The 14,455-nt window shown below is 74.3% G+C and carries 5 protein-coding genes; all 5 read left to right on the top strand.

The features are described 5' to 3' along the window. Positions 1-30 precede the first annotated feature (30 nt). The gene (locus Prubr_RS30390; RefSeq protein WP_212818321.1) at positions 31-7,671 is read left to right on the top strand and encodes a non-ribosomal peptide synthetase; all 7,641 of its coding nucleotides are present in this window, start codon (positions 31-33) and stop codon (positions 7,669-7,671) included. Positions 7,672-8,055: 384 nt separating this feature from the next. After that, on the top strand, positions 8,056-9,150 hold the full coding sequence (locus tag Prubr_RS30385) for an endonuclease domain-containing protein (protein ID WP_246567852.1): 1,095 nt from the start codon (positions 8,056-8,058) through the stop codon (positions 9,148-9,150). After that, complete coding sequence (locus tag Prubr_RS30380; protein ID WP_212818319.1) at positions 9,147-9,833, top strand: hypothetical protein; 687 nt, start codon at positions 9,147-9,149, stop codon at positions 9,831-9,833. Before Prubr_RS30385 ends, Prubr_RS30380 begins: the two co-directional genes overlap by 4 nt. Then, a complete protein-coding gene (locus Prubr_RS30375) occupies positions 9,830-13,405 on the top strand; it encodes an ATP-binding protein (RefSeq protein WP_246567851.1) in 3,576 nt (1,191 codons plus the stop codon). Before Prubr_RS30380 ends, Prubr_RS30375 begins: the two co-directional genes overlap by 4 nt. Continuing rightward, positions 13,402-14,040 carry a response regulator gene (locus Prubr_RS30370; RefSeq protein WP_212818317.1) on the top strand — a complete coding sequence of 213 codons (639 nt, stop codon included), beginning with the start codon at positions 13,402-13,404 and terminating at the stop codon, positions 14,038-14,040. The genes Prubr_RS30375 and Prubr_RS30370 overlap by 4 nt, the downstream gene beginning before the upstream one ends. Positions 14,041-14,455: the final 415 nt, after the last annotated feature.

The raw sequence follows: 14,455 nt of genomic DNA, 5'->3' as shown, positions 1-14,455 counted from the left end.
CAACCTGCATCGAGACGGGATTTGACACGGATGAACGCGGAGATCACTGACCCGGCCCGCAACGACGCGGACGCCCGCCGCGAGGCGCTCATCCGCCAGCGGCTCGCCGGCGGGCGGGGCGGCCGCCGCGACACGATTCCCCACGTCGACCGCGGCGGCCGGCTGCCGGTGTCGTTCGGCCAGCAGCGGCTGTGGTTTCTCACCATGCTCGACCCGCGCAGCCCCGAATACCTGGTGCCACTGGTCCTGCGGGTCACCGGCGACCTCGACGTCGCCGCCCTCGGCGAGGCGTGGCGCCGACTGCTGGTGCGGCACGAGGTGCTGCGCACCCGCTACCAGCTCGCCGACGCCGAACCGATCCAGGTCGTCGACCCGGCACCGGACAGCGCCGCGATCCGGTTCACCGACCTGACCGGGCTGCCCGCCGCCGACCGCGACCGGCGCGCCCTGGACCTGGCCACCGCCGACGCCGCCGAACCGATCGACATCGGCCTGGAGCATCCGGTCCGCGTACACGCCATCCGGCTCGCCCCGGACCGGCACCTGCTCGCCGTCGTCTTCCACCACATCGCCTGCGACGGCTGGTCGATGGGCGTGTTCATCAACGACCTGTTCACCCTCTACCTGCACGCGATCGACGCCCCCGACGCCCCCGCCCTGCCCGAGCCCACCGTCCAGTACGCCGACTTCGCCGCCTGGCAGCGCGGCCGGCTCGCCGGCGCCGAGCTCGACCGGCAACTCGGCCACTGGCGGGACCGGCTCACCGGCCTGACGCCGCTGGAACTGCCGACCGACCGGCCCCGCCCGGCCAAGCGCGACTGGGCCGGCGACCGGGTGCTGTTCACCGTGCCGGCCGACCTCGCCGGGCGGCTGCGGGACCTGGGCCGCCGCCACGACGCCACCCTGTTCACCGTCGGCGCCACCGCCTTCCAGGTGCTGCTGTCGCGCTACAGCGGCCAGCGGGACATCTCGGTCGGCAGCGCCGTCGCCGGCCGGGGCCGCCCCGAGGTCCGCAACCTGATCGGCTTCTTCCTCAACACCGTGGTGCTGCGCGCCACCTGGAGCGGCGACCCGTCCTTCGCCGACCTGCTGCGCGACAACCGCCGTACGGTCCTGGACGCGCTGGAGCACCAGGAGGCGCCGGTCCAGTTCCTCGTCGACGACGTCGACCGCAAGCGCGACCGGTCCCGTACCCCGCTGTTCCAGGTCATGTTCGACCTGGCCGAGTCGGCGCCGTCGGCGTTCACCATGCCCGGCCTCGACGTCGAGGCTGTCGACCTGGTCGGCGCGGTGGCAAAGCACGACCTGCGGCTGGAGCTGAGCGAGCAGGGCGACGGGTCGCTGCGCGGCGTCCTGGAATACCCGACCGCGCTGTTCGACCGGGCGACCGTCGAACGGTTCGCCGGCCACCTGCGCACCCTCTTCGACTCGGTCTGCACGGCGCCGGAGCTGACCCTGTCCGCCCTGGAGATCCTCGACCCGGCCGAGCGGGAGCTGCTGCTCGGCGCCGGCCCGGCCCCGGCCGCCCGGCCGGCACCGCGCCCGGTGACCGCCGCCGTCGCCGAACACGCCTGGCACCGCCCGCACGAGACCGCCGTCGTCGCCGGCCCGGACCGGACGACGTACGCGCAACTGCACGAGCGCGCCAACCGGATCGCCCACCACCTGCGCGGCCGCGGCGTCGGGCCGGGCAGCGTCGTCGGCGTGTGCCTGGGCCGGGGCCCCGACCTGCTGCCCACCCTGCTCGGGGTGTGGCGCGCCGGTGCCGCGTACGTGCCGGTCGACCCCGGCGACCCCGCCGAACGGGTCGGGTACGTGCTGCGCGACGCCGGCGCGGCCCTGGTCGTCACGCAGACCGCGTACGCCGGCATCACCGCCACCCACTCCGGTCCCGTCCTGCTCGTCGACGCCGACCGGGCCGCCATCGACGCCGAACCCGCCACCGACCCGGCCGGCGAGCCGGACCCGGACGCGGTCGCCTACCTGATCTACACCTCGGGCAGCACCGGCCGGCCCAAGGGCGTGCTGGTCAGCCACCGCGGCCTGGCCAACTACCTGACCTGGGCCGCCGACGCCTACCTGACCGCCGACGGACGCGGCGCCCCGCTGTTCTCGTCGACCGCGTTCGACCTGGTCGTCACCACCCTCTACCTGCCGCTGCTGGCCGGCCAGCCGGTCCACCTGCTCCCCGCCGACCTCGCCGTCGGCGACCTCGGCCGGGCCCTGACCGAGGCGGCCGCCGACGGCCCGTTCAGCTTCGTCAAGCTCACCCCGGGCCACCTCGACGTGCTCACCCACCAGCTCACCGCCGACCAGGCCGCCCGGCTCGCCGGCCACCTCGTCGTCGGCGGCGAGGGGTTCGCCAGCCGCCTCGCCGACCGCTGGTGGGACCTTGCCGCCGGCGGCAAGACCAGGATCGTCAACGAGTACGGCCCCACCGAGAACACCGTCGCCAACGTCGCGTACTTCGCCGACGGGCCGCCCGCCGACCCGTCCGCCGCCGCCGAACTGCTCCCGATCGGCCGCTCCATGCCGGGCACCACCGCGTACTGCCTCGACGCCGAACTGCGCCCGCAGCCGGTCGGTGTCGTCGGCGACCTCTACCTCGGCGGCGGCCAGCTCGCGCACGGCTACCGCAACCTGCCGGCGGTCACCGCCGAACGGTTCGTCCCCGACCCGTACGGCCCGCCGGGCGCCCGCCTCTACCGCACCGGCGACCGGGCCCGGGTCCTCGCCGGCGGCGACATCGAGTTCCTCGGCCGCGTCGACGACCAGATCAAGGTCCGCGGCTACCGGGTCGAGACCGGCGAGATCGTCGCCGCGCTGCGCCGGCACCCGGGTGTCCGCGACGCCGTGGTCACCCTGCGCGGAACCGGGTCGGCCGGCAGGACCCTGGTCGGGTACGTCGTCACCACCAACCCCGACGCGCTGCCGATCGCCGACCTGCGGGAGATGCTGGCCGCCACCCTGCCCGACTACATGGTGCCCACCCACCTGGTGCCGCTGACCGAACTGCCGCTGACCAGCAACGGCAAGACGGACCTCGCCGCCCTGCCCGACCCCGACCGGGCCGCCACCTCCACCGACTCGGCACTGGTCGCCCCGCGCACCGCCGTCGAGGAGCAGGTGGCCGCCGTGCTGCGGACCGTGCTGGGCATCACCGAGGTCGGCGTCGACGACGACTTCTTCGACCTCGGCGGCGACTCGCTGTCGGCCGTCGCCCTCGTCGGCGACCTCCGCGACGCCGGCCTCGACATCGCCGTCGACGACGTCTTCGCCCACCCGACCGTCGCGAAACTCGCCGAACTCGCCGCGGAGCGGCCCGCCGTCGCCGGCGCCCGCGCCGGCGTCGCCCCGTTCGCCCTGATCTCCGACGAGGACCGGCGGAAGCTGCCCGCCGACGTCGAGGACGCCTTCCCGGTCTCGATGCTCCAGGCCGGCATGGTCTTCGAGATGATGGGCGGCGGCGAGGTGAACTACTACCACAACGCCACCACGTACCAGATCCGCGACGACGCCGAGTTCTCCGTGCCCGCGTTCGAGGCCGCCGTACGCCTGCTCGTCGAACGGCAGGAGGTGCTGCGTACCGGCTTCGACCTGATCGGCTACTCCCAGCCGCTCCAGCTCATCCACCGCACCGCGCACCTGTCGACCAGCGCCGCCGACCTGCGCCACCTCACCGTCGCCGAGCAGGACGAGCAGATCCGCCAGCGGATGGCCGCCGAGCGGGCCGACCTGTTCGACCTGGCCACCCCGGCTCTGCTGCGGCTGCACGCGGTCGTACGCACCGACACCGACTGGGCGCTGGTCATCACCGAGTGCCACCCCATCATGGAGGGGTGGAGCTACCACATGCTCCTCATGGAGCTGCTCACCTACTACCGGCAGATCCGCGACGGCCAGCCGCCGCAGCCGGCGCAGGAACTCGGCATCCGGTTCGCCGACTTCATCGCCGCCGAGCAGGAGTCACTCCGCTCGGAGGACGACCGCGGCTACTGGCGCCGTACCGTCGAGGGCGCCGCCCGGCTCGCCCTGCCGCCCGGCTGGGCCACCGGCGACGGACCGCGCGGCCCGCTGCGCGTCGAGGTGATGTTCGCCGACCTCGAGGACGGGCTGCGGGCCCTCGCCAGGACGGCCGAGGTGCCGATCAAGGCGGTCCTGCACGCCGCGCACCTCAAGGTGATGAGCATGCTCACCGACGAGCCCCGCTTCTTCGGCGGCCTGGTCTGCGACACCCGGCCCGAGGTCGCCGGCGCCGACCGGCTCTACGGCCTGTTCCTCAACACCGTCCCGTTCCCGTTCGAACTGACCGCGCCGACCTGGCGCCAGCTGGTCAGGGACGTCTTCGCCCAGGAGATCGAACTCTGGCCGCACCGCCGCTACCCGATGCCGGCGATGCAGCGCGAGCTGTCCGCCAACCGGCGGCTGGTCGACGTCATGTTCAACTACCTCGACTTCCGCACCGTCGACATGGACCTCGTCGACTTCGCGGCCAGCATCGACGACAGCCAGATCGAGTTCAAGCTGTCCACCACCGTCTTCCGGCAGGGCCTGATCAACCTGCGGATGCACCCCGACGCGGTCAGCCGCCCGGCCGGCGAGCGGCTCGCCGCCATGTACCGGCAGGTCCTCACCGAGATGGCCGCCGACCCCGACGGCGACGCGCTCGCCACCTACCTGCCCGCCGACGAGCGCCGCCGGCTGGTCACCGAGTGGAACGACACCGCCGTACCGCGACCGCCGGCCGACCTCGCCACCCTCTTCGAACGGCAGACGGCCGCCGAGCCGGCGGCGACCGCCGCGGTCCTCGCCGACGGCACCACCCTCAGCTACGCCGAACTCGACGCCCGCGCCAACCAGCTCGCCCACCACCTGCGCGGCCTCGGCGTCGGGCCGGAGCAGTTCGTCGGCATCTGCGCCGAACCGGGCCCGGAGATGCTGGTCGCGGTCCTCGGCGTGGTCAAGGCCGACGCCGCCTACCTGCCGCTGGACCCGTCGCACCCGACCGAACGGCTGGCGTACGTGCTGCGGGACGCCGGCGTCGCGGTGCTGCTCACCCAGGAACGGCTGGCCGACGACCTGCCGCCGTTCATGGGCCAGGTCGTCAACCTGGACACCGACTGGCCGGAGATCGCCGGGGCGGACGCGTCGACGCCGGCGCGCACGGCCGGCCCGGACAGCCTGGTCTACGCCATCTACACCTCCGGCTCCACCGGCCGACCCAAGGGCGTCATGATCACCCACGGCGGGTTGGCCAACTACCTGACCTGGGCCGTCGGCGCGTACACCGGCCCGGACGGCACCGGCGCCCCGATGCTCGGGTCGATCGCGTTCGACCTGGCCGTCACCAACCTGCTGGTGCCGCTGGTCGCCGGCCGGCCGGTGACCCTGCTGCCGCCCGGCGGCGAGGTCGAGGCGGTCGCCGGGATGCTCGCCGGCGACGGCCGGTTCGACCTGGTCAAGCTCACCCCCGGCCACCTCGACGTGCTGCGCGGGCTGCTGCCGGCCGACACCACCGTCGACGCGGTCGGCACCTTCGTCGTCGGTGGCGAGCAACTGCCGCTGGAAACCGTCCTCGCCTGGCAGGAGCTGGCCCCGGCCACCCGGATCGTCAACGAGTACGGACCCACCGAGACCGTCGTCGGCTGCGTCGTCCACGACGTACCCGCCGACGTGGACCGCACCCAGCCGGTCGCCATCGGCCGCCCGATCGACAACACCCGCCTCTACGTACTGGACCGGCACCTCCAGCCGGTGCCGGTCGGCGCCACCGGCGAGCTGTTCATCGGCGGCGCCGGCGTGGCCCGCGGCTACCACGGCCGGCCCGAGCTGACCGCCGAACGGTTCGTCCCCGACCCGTACGCGCCGCAGCCCGGCGGCCGGCTCTACCGCACCGGCGACCTGGCCCGCTACCGCGCCGACGGCAACCTGGAGTTCCTCGGCCGGGTCGACGACCAGATCAAGATCCGCGGCTACCGGATCGAGCCCGGCGAGATCGAGACCCGACTGCTGGCCCATCCCTTCGTCGACGAGGCGGTCGTGGTGGCCCACACCGGCGCCGACGGCGACCGGCGCCTCGTCGCGTACGCCGCCGGCGCCGGCACCCAGCCGTCGGGCGCCGTCCTGCGCGACTTCCTGCGCGAGACCCTGCCCGACTACCTGGTCCCGGCCACGTTCGTCCTGCTCGACGCCCTCCCGCGCAGCGCCGCCGGCAAGATCGACCGAAAGGCGCTGCCGTCCCCGGACGGCGCCCGCGCCGACCTCGGCACCGAGTTCGTCGCCCCGCGCACCGCGACCGAGCGGCGGCTCTGCGAGATCTGGGAACGGGTGCTCGGCGTCGAGCGGATCGGCATCCACGACGACCTGCTCGACCTCGGCGCCGACTCGCTGAGCGGGCTGCGGGTGGTCGCCGCCGCCACCGACCTCGGCCTGACCATGTCGCCGATGGACGCGATCGCCTTCCCGACGATCGCCCAGCTCGTCCGGCACCTGCTCGGCGGCGGCACCGAGGAACTCGACCGGATGCTGCGCGCCGACTCCGAACTCGACCCGGCGATCCGGCCGGCCGGGCCGCCGGCCGACCCGACCGGACCGCTGCTGCTCACCGGCGCCACCGGCTTCGTCGGCGCCTTCCTGCTGCGGGAACTGCTCGACCGGACCACGAACCGGGTGGTCTGCCTGGTCCGCGGCACCTCCGACGAGCACGCCCGGGAACGGCTGGTCGCCGCGCTGCACCGCTGGTCGGCGTACCACCCGCAGGTCGACAGCCGGGTCGACGTGGTCGCCGGCGACCTCGGGGCACCGCACCTCGGGCTGTCCGCCGACCGCTTCGCCGAACTGGCCGACACCGTCGGCGCGATCTACCACAACGGCGCCGACGTCAACGCCGTCCACCCGTACCAGGCGATGCGGCGGACGAACGTGGACGGCACCCGGGAGATCATCCGGCTGGCCTGCACCGGACCGACCACCCCGCTGCACCACGTGTCGACGATGTCGATCTTCAAGGTCGACGCCTTCGACCGGTGGATCGACGAGTCCAGCATCCAGGCCGAGCCGCCCTCGTCGATGTCGAACGGCTACGGCCAGAGCAAGTGGGTCGCCGAGAACCTGGTCCGCGAGGTCTCCCGGCGCGGGCTGCCGACCACCATCCACCGGATGGCGAAGGTCTCCTGGGACACCGTCACCGGTACGTCGAACTCGGCCGACCAGTTCAACCGGCTGATCGCCGCCGCGGTCGAGGTCGGGGCCGCCCCGGACTTCGACTACTCGATGACGCTGACCCCGGTCGACCGGGTCGCCGCCGGCATCGTCGACATCGCCGCCCGGCCGGACGCCGTCGGCGGCTGCTACCACCTCATCAGCCCGCACCAGGTGACGTGGCGGCAGATGCGCGGCTGGCTCGCGACGGCCGGGCACCCGCTGGCCGAGACCGATTACGCCAAGTGGCGGGAGGCACTGGTGGACCTCAGCCGGCAGCCGGGCGGTGAACGCCTCAACCCGCTGCTGATGCTCCTGCCCCGGGAACGGGACAACTTCGAGGTCGACGCCCTCGACGACGACTACGTCCCGCCGACCCCGACGTGGTGGGCCCGCCACGGCGGCGAGATTCCCCCCATCCACCAGGAGGACTTCATCCGCTTCCTGACCCACCTGCGCGCATCCTCCTGACCCCAAGATCCGCGTGATCAGGGACCACGTTCCGTGTGTCGTCGGCGTGTCGCCCGCCGCGGTCCCTGATCACGCGGATCTCGCACCGGAGCTACCGCAGCACCAGGCGGGGCGTGCACGTCGCCGGGCCGTCGGTTCCCGGCCTCCGACCTCGATCGTCTGTCGTTCAGGCGGTCGACACGCCGTACCCGGAACGCCTCAGCCGCAGACGATCACCACCGTGCCGGCGGTGCGGGCACGCTCGGCGGTCAGCGGGCACCGGTGACGAGGTACGGGGTTGTCACGGCTGCGGGGAAAGAGGAGACTCGGCGGATTCGCGCGACGGGGGACAGTGGACTGACGTGGGCGCGGCTGCCGACCGGTCGCGCCGTACGCCTCGTCGGGGTGTCCGCGGACCTGGTCGCGGTGGCGGTCGACCCGCTGCCCGACGGTGCACCCACGATCGTGGTCTACCGGCCCGGCCCGTCCACCGCGGCCGATTCGCCGGCCACGCTGGTCGACGCGATCCTGGCCGAACTGGAACGGGCGGCCCTCGACCTGTTCCCGGCCTGGCTGCCCGACGCCGCCGGCATCACCGGAGCCGGCGGCGCCCACGTTGCGGCGGTACGTGTCCTCGCCCGGCGGGCCGCCGCCACCTCCGACCACTTCGGGCCCTTCCTGGCAGACCTGGCCGCGGCGGCGCTCACCCGGCGCCCGCCACCGGTCGGACCGCCCGGCGACCCGGGCCCCGGACCAGGCCGGCCGGTCCGCGCCGGCCGGTTCGCCGTCGAGGTACGGGCCACCGGCCTCGCCCGGGTGCTCGCCGCGACCTTCGGCCGGGCCCGTACCGCCGTCGTCGTCGACGTGCCCGAGGAGTGGCCGGTGGGGCAGGCGGAGGCGCTGGTCGCGGCGGGGGAGTGGCTCGCCGACCGGGGCGGGTTCGGGGTGTGGCTCACCGGCGCCGTACCGGCCACCGTGGACCATCTGCCGGCCGTGACCGTACCGCTGCCCGACGTGGCTTCGGCGGCCGGGCCCGACCCGGCGCCCGGACCCGACCCGGCGGCTCGCCCCCGCCCCGAGGAGGCCGGCCCCGCCACCGGCCCAACCGTGCCCGACCGGCTGGTCGTACCGGCGGTCGCCGGCCGCCCCCGCGCCGACAGCCCGGCCGAACTGGCGCTCGAGGCCGCCCTGTCGGCGACCACCTGGGCCGCCGGCCGGACCTGGAACCCGACGTACCAATCCGGGCTCGCCCCACCCGTCCGGGTGGACCTGCTGTGGTCCGCCGAACGGTGCGTCGTCGAGATCGACGGGCCGGAACACCGGTCGGCGGTACGGTTCGCGGCCGACCGGCAGCGGGATGTGCGGCTGCAGTTGGACGGCTACGCTGTCCTCCGCTTCACCAACGCCCAGGTGCTCCACGACGTGCGGATGGTCACGGCGCAGATCGAGCGGTTCCTCCTCGGTCGCCGCCGGTCCATGTTGGAAGGACAACCGGAATGACCGACGAGAAGCTGTCCCTGCCGGAGAAGGCCGTCATGATCACTCTGATGGCCGAGGCGCGGGAGGTGTCCAATCCCGAGCTGAAGCAGCGGTACGGCCTCACCCTCGACGGCAAGAGCCGGACCCACCTCAACGACCTGCGGTTCGTCAGCAGCCGTCGGCAGGGCCGGGCGTTCGCGCACCTGCTGGAGGACCGCGGCTGGGCCTGGTGCGTCGGCCACCTCGGCGCCGAACTCCCGCCCCGGTCCGGGTCGGCCGCCGGCGCGCTCTACGCGGTCCTGGCGAACCTGCCACGGCACCTCGACCGGGCCGGCCTGAGCCTCGCCGACGTCTTCCACCGCGACGAGGACGCCCCGGCTCCAGCCCCGGCCCCGGTCGCGGCGGTGCCGGCCCCGCGCACCGCCCCGGCTCCGGCCGCCGATGACACCGAGGCCCGGATCCGCGCCGCGTACGCCGACCTCGCCGACGCCCCCGGCGCCTGGGTCAGCCTGACCCTGATCCGGGCCGACCTCGCCGACCTGCCCCGCGCCGACGTCGACCGGACGCTGCGCCACATGTACCGGCTGCCCGACGTGCACATCGTGCCCGAGTCCAACCAGAAGAGCCTCTCCACCGTCGACCGGGCAGCGGCGGTGATCATCGGTGACCAGGAGAAGCACCTCCTGGCGATCGGCAACCGATGACCGAGGAGGAACACGCCGCCCTCGCCGCGCTGCGGTTCAACTGGGCGCCCACCCCCGACGACCTGTGGCAGCCGTCCCGCTACCACGTCGAGGACCTGCACCGCGACGTCGTACGCACCGTCCTCGACGGGCTCGCCGACGCCCGGGACAGCCCCGGTTCCAGCCCGATCGGGGTGGTCGTGCAGGGGCAGAAGGGCGCCGGCAAGACCCACCTGCTCGGCTGGGTACGCGAGAAGGCCCAGGCCCTCGACGGCTACTTCGTCCTGGTCAGTCTCCTCAACCCGGCCACCTTCTGGACCACCACCGTGCAGTCGGTGCTGGAGAGTCTGTCCCGCACCGGCGGCGGCACCGACCGGCAGGTCCGGGTCTTCCTGCGCCGGCTCGCCTCGCTGGTCGGCGTGCCCCGCACGGTACGGCGCGCGGTCGCCGGCGAGACCGCGATCACCCCGGCGCACCTCGACACGTTCGTCGACGCGCTGCGTCACCACGACGGCGACGTCGGCCGGGACTGCCAGCAGACCGCCCGCGCCCTGGTCCTCTACGCCGCCGAGGACTTCACCGCCCAGGACCTCGGCCAGGCCTACCTCAACTCGGTCGAGGAGACGGTGCCCGGCGAGCGGGCCGCCTGGGGGATGCGACGCGACCTGCCGCCGCCGGAGCGGATCGTCCAGGACATCTCCCGCCTGCTGGCGCTGACCGGCCCGACGATCATCGCGGTCGACCAGATCGACACGCTCATCGCGCAGTCGCTGCGCTCCACCGCCGCCCACGGGCCGCTGGACCCCGGTGACGCCCTCGCCCTCGAGCAGGTCGCCGGCGGCCTGATGTCGCTGCGCGAGGTGACCCGCCGTACCCTGACCGTCGTCGCCTGCCTGCCCGCCTCGTGGGCGCTGATCAGGGACAACGCCACCGACACCGTACGCGACCGGTTCCGTGAGGCGATCCAGCTCAGGGGCATCCCGAGCGCCGCGGTCGGACAGGCCCTGATCGGCAAACGGTTCACCGCCAAGTTCGCCGAGATCGGCTTCCGGCCGCCGTACCCGACCTGGCCGGTCGACCCGTCGGCGTTCGAGGACGCCCCCGACTACACGCCCCGCCAACTGCTCATCAGGATCGACGCGCACGTCCAGGCCTGCCTGCGGGCCGGCGAGGTCACCGTCCTCGACCGGCTCGGCCCGGCGGCACCGGCCGACGCCGGGCCGGCCGCCCCCGCCGCCGACCCGGTCGGCGCCGCCGACCTCGCCGCGCTCGACACCCGGCTCGCCGCACTCGTCGACGACCCGGCCGTGACCACCGAGGTCGAGCGGGCGCTCGCGCCGAAGACCGAGGACGAGACCGTACCGGCCCTGCTCGCCGCCGGCCTCACCGCGTGGATCGCCGAACAGGGCGACGCCGGCCGGGCCTTCAGCCAGGACCCGCCACCGGGTACGGCGAACCCGCCGCTGCACGCCCGGCTGCGGCGCAGCCTCGACGAGTCCACCGAGGACGAGGAGCACTGGGCGTTCCGGGCGGTCGGCGCGCAGCACGCGACCGCCGCGCTGAACCGGATCCGGGCCGCGTCGACGATGGCCGGGCTCGACGCCGGGGTGGCCAAGCGGCGGCTGTTCCTGCTGCGCGACCACGGCTGGTCCAGCGGGCCGGCGACCACGAAGGCGGTCGCCGCGTTCGAGGCCGCCGGCGGCCGCACCCTGCCGATGCCCGCCGTCGACCTGCGGATCCTGGCGGCGCTGCGCCGGCTGCTCGCCGACGATCCGCCGGGGCTGCGGGCCTGGCTGGTGTCCCGCCGGCCGACCGGCCGGGTGTCGCTGCTGGGCGCGGCGCTGGCCGGTGCGGCGGCCGGGCCGGTGGTCGAGCCGGTCTCCGGGCCGCCGGCCGCCGGGTCCACGGCCGCCGACCCGACGCCGGCGACGGTCCGCGCGGTGGTGCCGGCGCCGGCGTCCGCCCGGCTGACCGGGTACGAGACCAGGGAGTACGCCCCCGTCGCCGGCCCTGCCCCGGGGGCGGTCGACGGCGGCGGCCAGCCCGCCGACGCGCCGGCCGAGGTCGGCCCGGGCGGCGACGCGGGCACGCCCGTCGACGGCGGTGCGGCGGTTGACGGCGGTGCGGCGGTTGACGGCGGTGCGGCGATCCCGGTCCAGCGCCGACCGGAGGCGGCAGCGGGCGCGGGTGACGCGGGGCCGGGACTTCCGCCGGCAGCGGGCGACGGCGCGACGGATCCGCGTCGGGCGGGCGGCGGTGTGCCCGTACCCGGTCCGACCGGGCCGGCGGCGGGCGGTGCCGTTCCGACGGTCTTTCTCGGCCGGTCGACCGGCGGGGAGACGGCCGAGGCCGGACGGCCGGTCGGGGTGGCCCTGGAGGCGCTGCGCAAGCACACCGCGATCTTCGCCGGCTCCGGGTCGGGCAAGACGGTGCTGATCCGCCGGCTGGTCGAGGAGTGCGCGCTGCACGGGGTGTCGTCGATCGTCCTCGACCCCAACAACGACCTGGCCCGGCTCGGCGACCCGTGGCCGGAGCCGCCGGACGGGTGGGCGGCCGGCGACGCGGCGCGGGCGGCGGACTACCTGGCGGGCACCGACGTGGTCGTATGGACGCCCCGGCGGTCCGGCGGCCGGCCGTTGAGCTTCCAGCCGCTGCCCGACTTCCGCAGCGTCGTCGACGACGCCGACGAGTTCGGTGAGGCGGTGGAGGCGGCGGTCGCGTCGATCGCGCCCCGCCTGCGGCTCGACGGCCGGACCCAGAAGGCGCAGCTGGGGCAGGCGGTGCTGCGCAAGGCGATCGAGTATTTCGGCCGGCGCGGCGGCAGCACCCTGCCGGGGCTGGTTGGCCTGCTCTCCGCGCTGCCCGACGGGGTGATCGACCTCGACAACGCCGAGAAGATCGCCGGCGAACTGGCGCAGAACCTGACCGCGGCCATGGTCAACGATCCGCTCTTCGGCGGGGAGGGCACCCCGGTCGACCCGGGCCTACTGCTCACCCCGCCGCCCGGCAAGCGGGCCCGGGTGTCGGTGATCAGCCTGGTCGGCCTGCCCGGCGACGACCGGCGGCAGGGGTTCGTCAACCAGTTGCAGATGGCGCTGTTCGCCTGGATCAAGCGCAACCCGGCCGGCGACCGCCCGCTCGGCGGCCTCTTCGTGATGGACGAGGCCCAGACGCTGGCGCCGAGCGGGCCGATGACCGCCTGCACGCAGAGCACCCTCGCCCTGGCGTCCCAGGCCCGCAAGTACGGCCTCGGGCTGGTCTTCGCCACCCAGGCCCCGAAGGGCCTGCACAACCGGATCCCCGGCAACGCCGCCACGCAGTTCTTCGGGCTGCTCAACGCACCGGCCCAGATCGCGGCCGCGCGGGAGATGGCGCAGGCCAAGGGCAGCGACGTCTCCGACATCTCGCGGCTGCGGACCGGGCAGTTCTACGCCGCCGTCGACGGCACCGAGTTCGCGCGGATCCAGGCCCCGTTGTGCCTGAGCCACCACCCGCGCAGCCCGCTCACCGTCGAGGAGGTTCTGCGCCGGGCGCGGGACGGGACCTTGTCCCCTGTGCAGGAGCGGGGGACAGGAGGTAGAAACGGGGAATGATCCGTGTGTTCCTGCTCGACGACCACGAGGTGGTCCGCCGTGGCCTGGCCGACCTGCTGCACAGCGCCGGAGACATCGAGGTGGTCGGCGAGTCCGGTTCGGCGGCGGAGGCGGCCCGCCGGATCCCGGCGCTGCGCCCCGACGTGGCGATCCTCGACGCCCGGCTGCCCGACGGCAACGGCATCGACGTGTGCCGGGACGTCCGCGCCATCGACTCGTCGATCAAGGGCCTGATCCTCACCTCGTACGAGGACGACGAGGCGCTGTTCGCCGCGATCATGGCCGGCGCCGCCGGATACGTCCTCAAGCAGATCCGCGGCACCGACCTCGTCGACGCGGTCCGCCGGGTCGCCGCCGGCCAGTCGCTGCTCGACCCGGCCGTCACCCAGCGGGTCCTCGAACGCATCCGGGGCGGCGTCGAGGGGCCGCGCGAACTCGACTCGCTCACCGAGCAGGAACGCCGCATCCTCGAACACGTCGCCGACGGGCTGACCAACCGGGAGATCGCGGCGAAGATGTTCCTCGCCGAGAAGACGGTCAAGAACTACGTGTCGAGCGTGCTCGCCAAGCTCGGCCTGGAACGGCGTACCCAGGCGGCGGTTCTGGCCACCCGCCTGCTCGGCCCCCGCCGCTGACCCCCGCGCCCCGCGCGTTCCGGGGCCCGTGCGTTCCCACGGTTGTCGTGATTGTCTGCGGTTCAGGCGCTCCCGGCGCGGCGTGTCGACCGCCTGAGCCGCAATTGATCGAGGCGCCCCGGCACCCGAGTGACGGCGCGCGGGTACCACTGTCGCGGCCCACAGCGACTTCGCTGTCGATACGCCGAATTCGCTGTGGGCCACAACAGGAATCTGCTCCGGAGCACCACAGGTTGCAGCCCGCCGGGACGCCGGTGATCGCCTGCCGACCCAGGTGGGCGACAGGTGGGTACCGCCTACGCGGGGCGCGTTGATCAAGGACATATCGTGCCTGTTCCGTCCGCTTTGTCGCGCAACAACTCCTTGATCAACGAGCCGGGCGGGCCGCGACGAGCCGGGCGGGCCGCGACGAGCC

This window comes from Polymorphospora rubra (assembly GCF_018324255.1).
GTDB lineage: Bacteria > Actinomycetota > Actinomycetes > Mycobacteriales > Micromonosporaceae > Polymorphospora > Polymorphospora rubra.
Note: the sequence above shows the minus strand (reverse complement) of the source record. Positions and strands in the feature narration are given on the sequence as shown.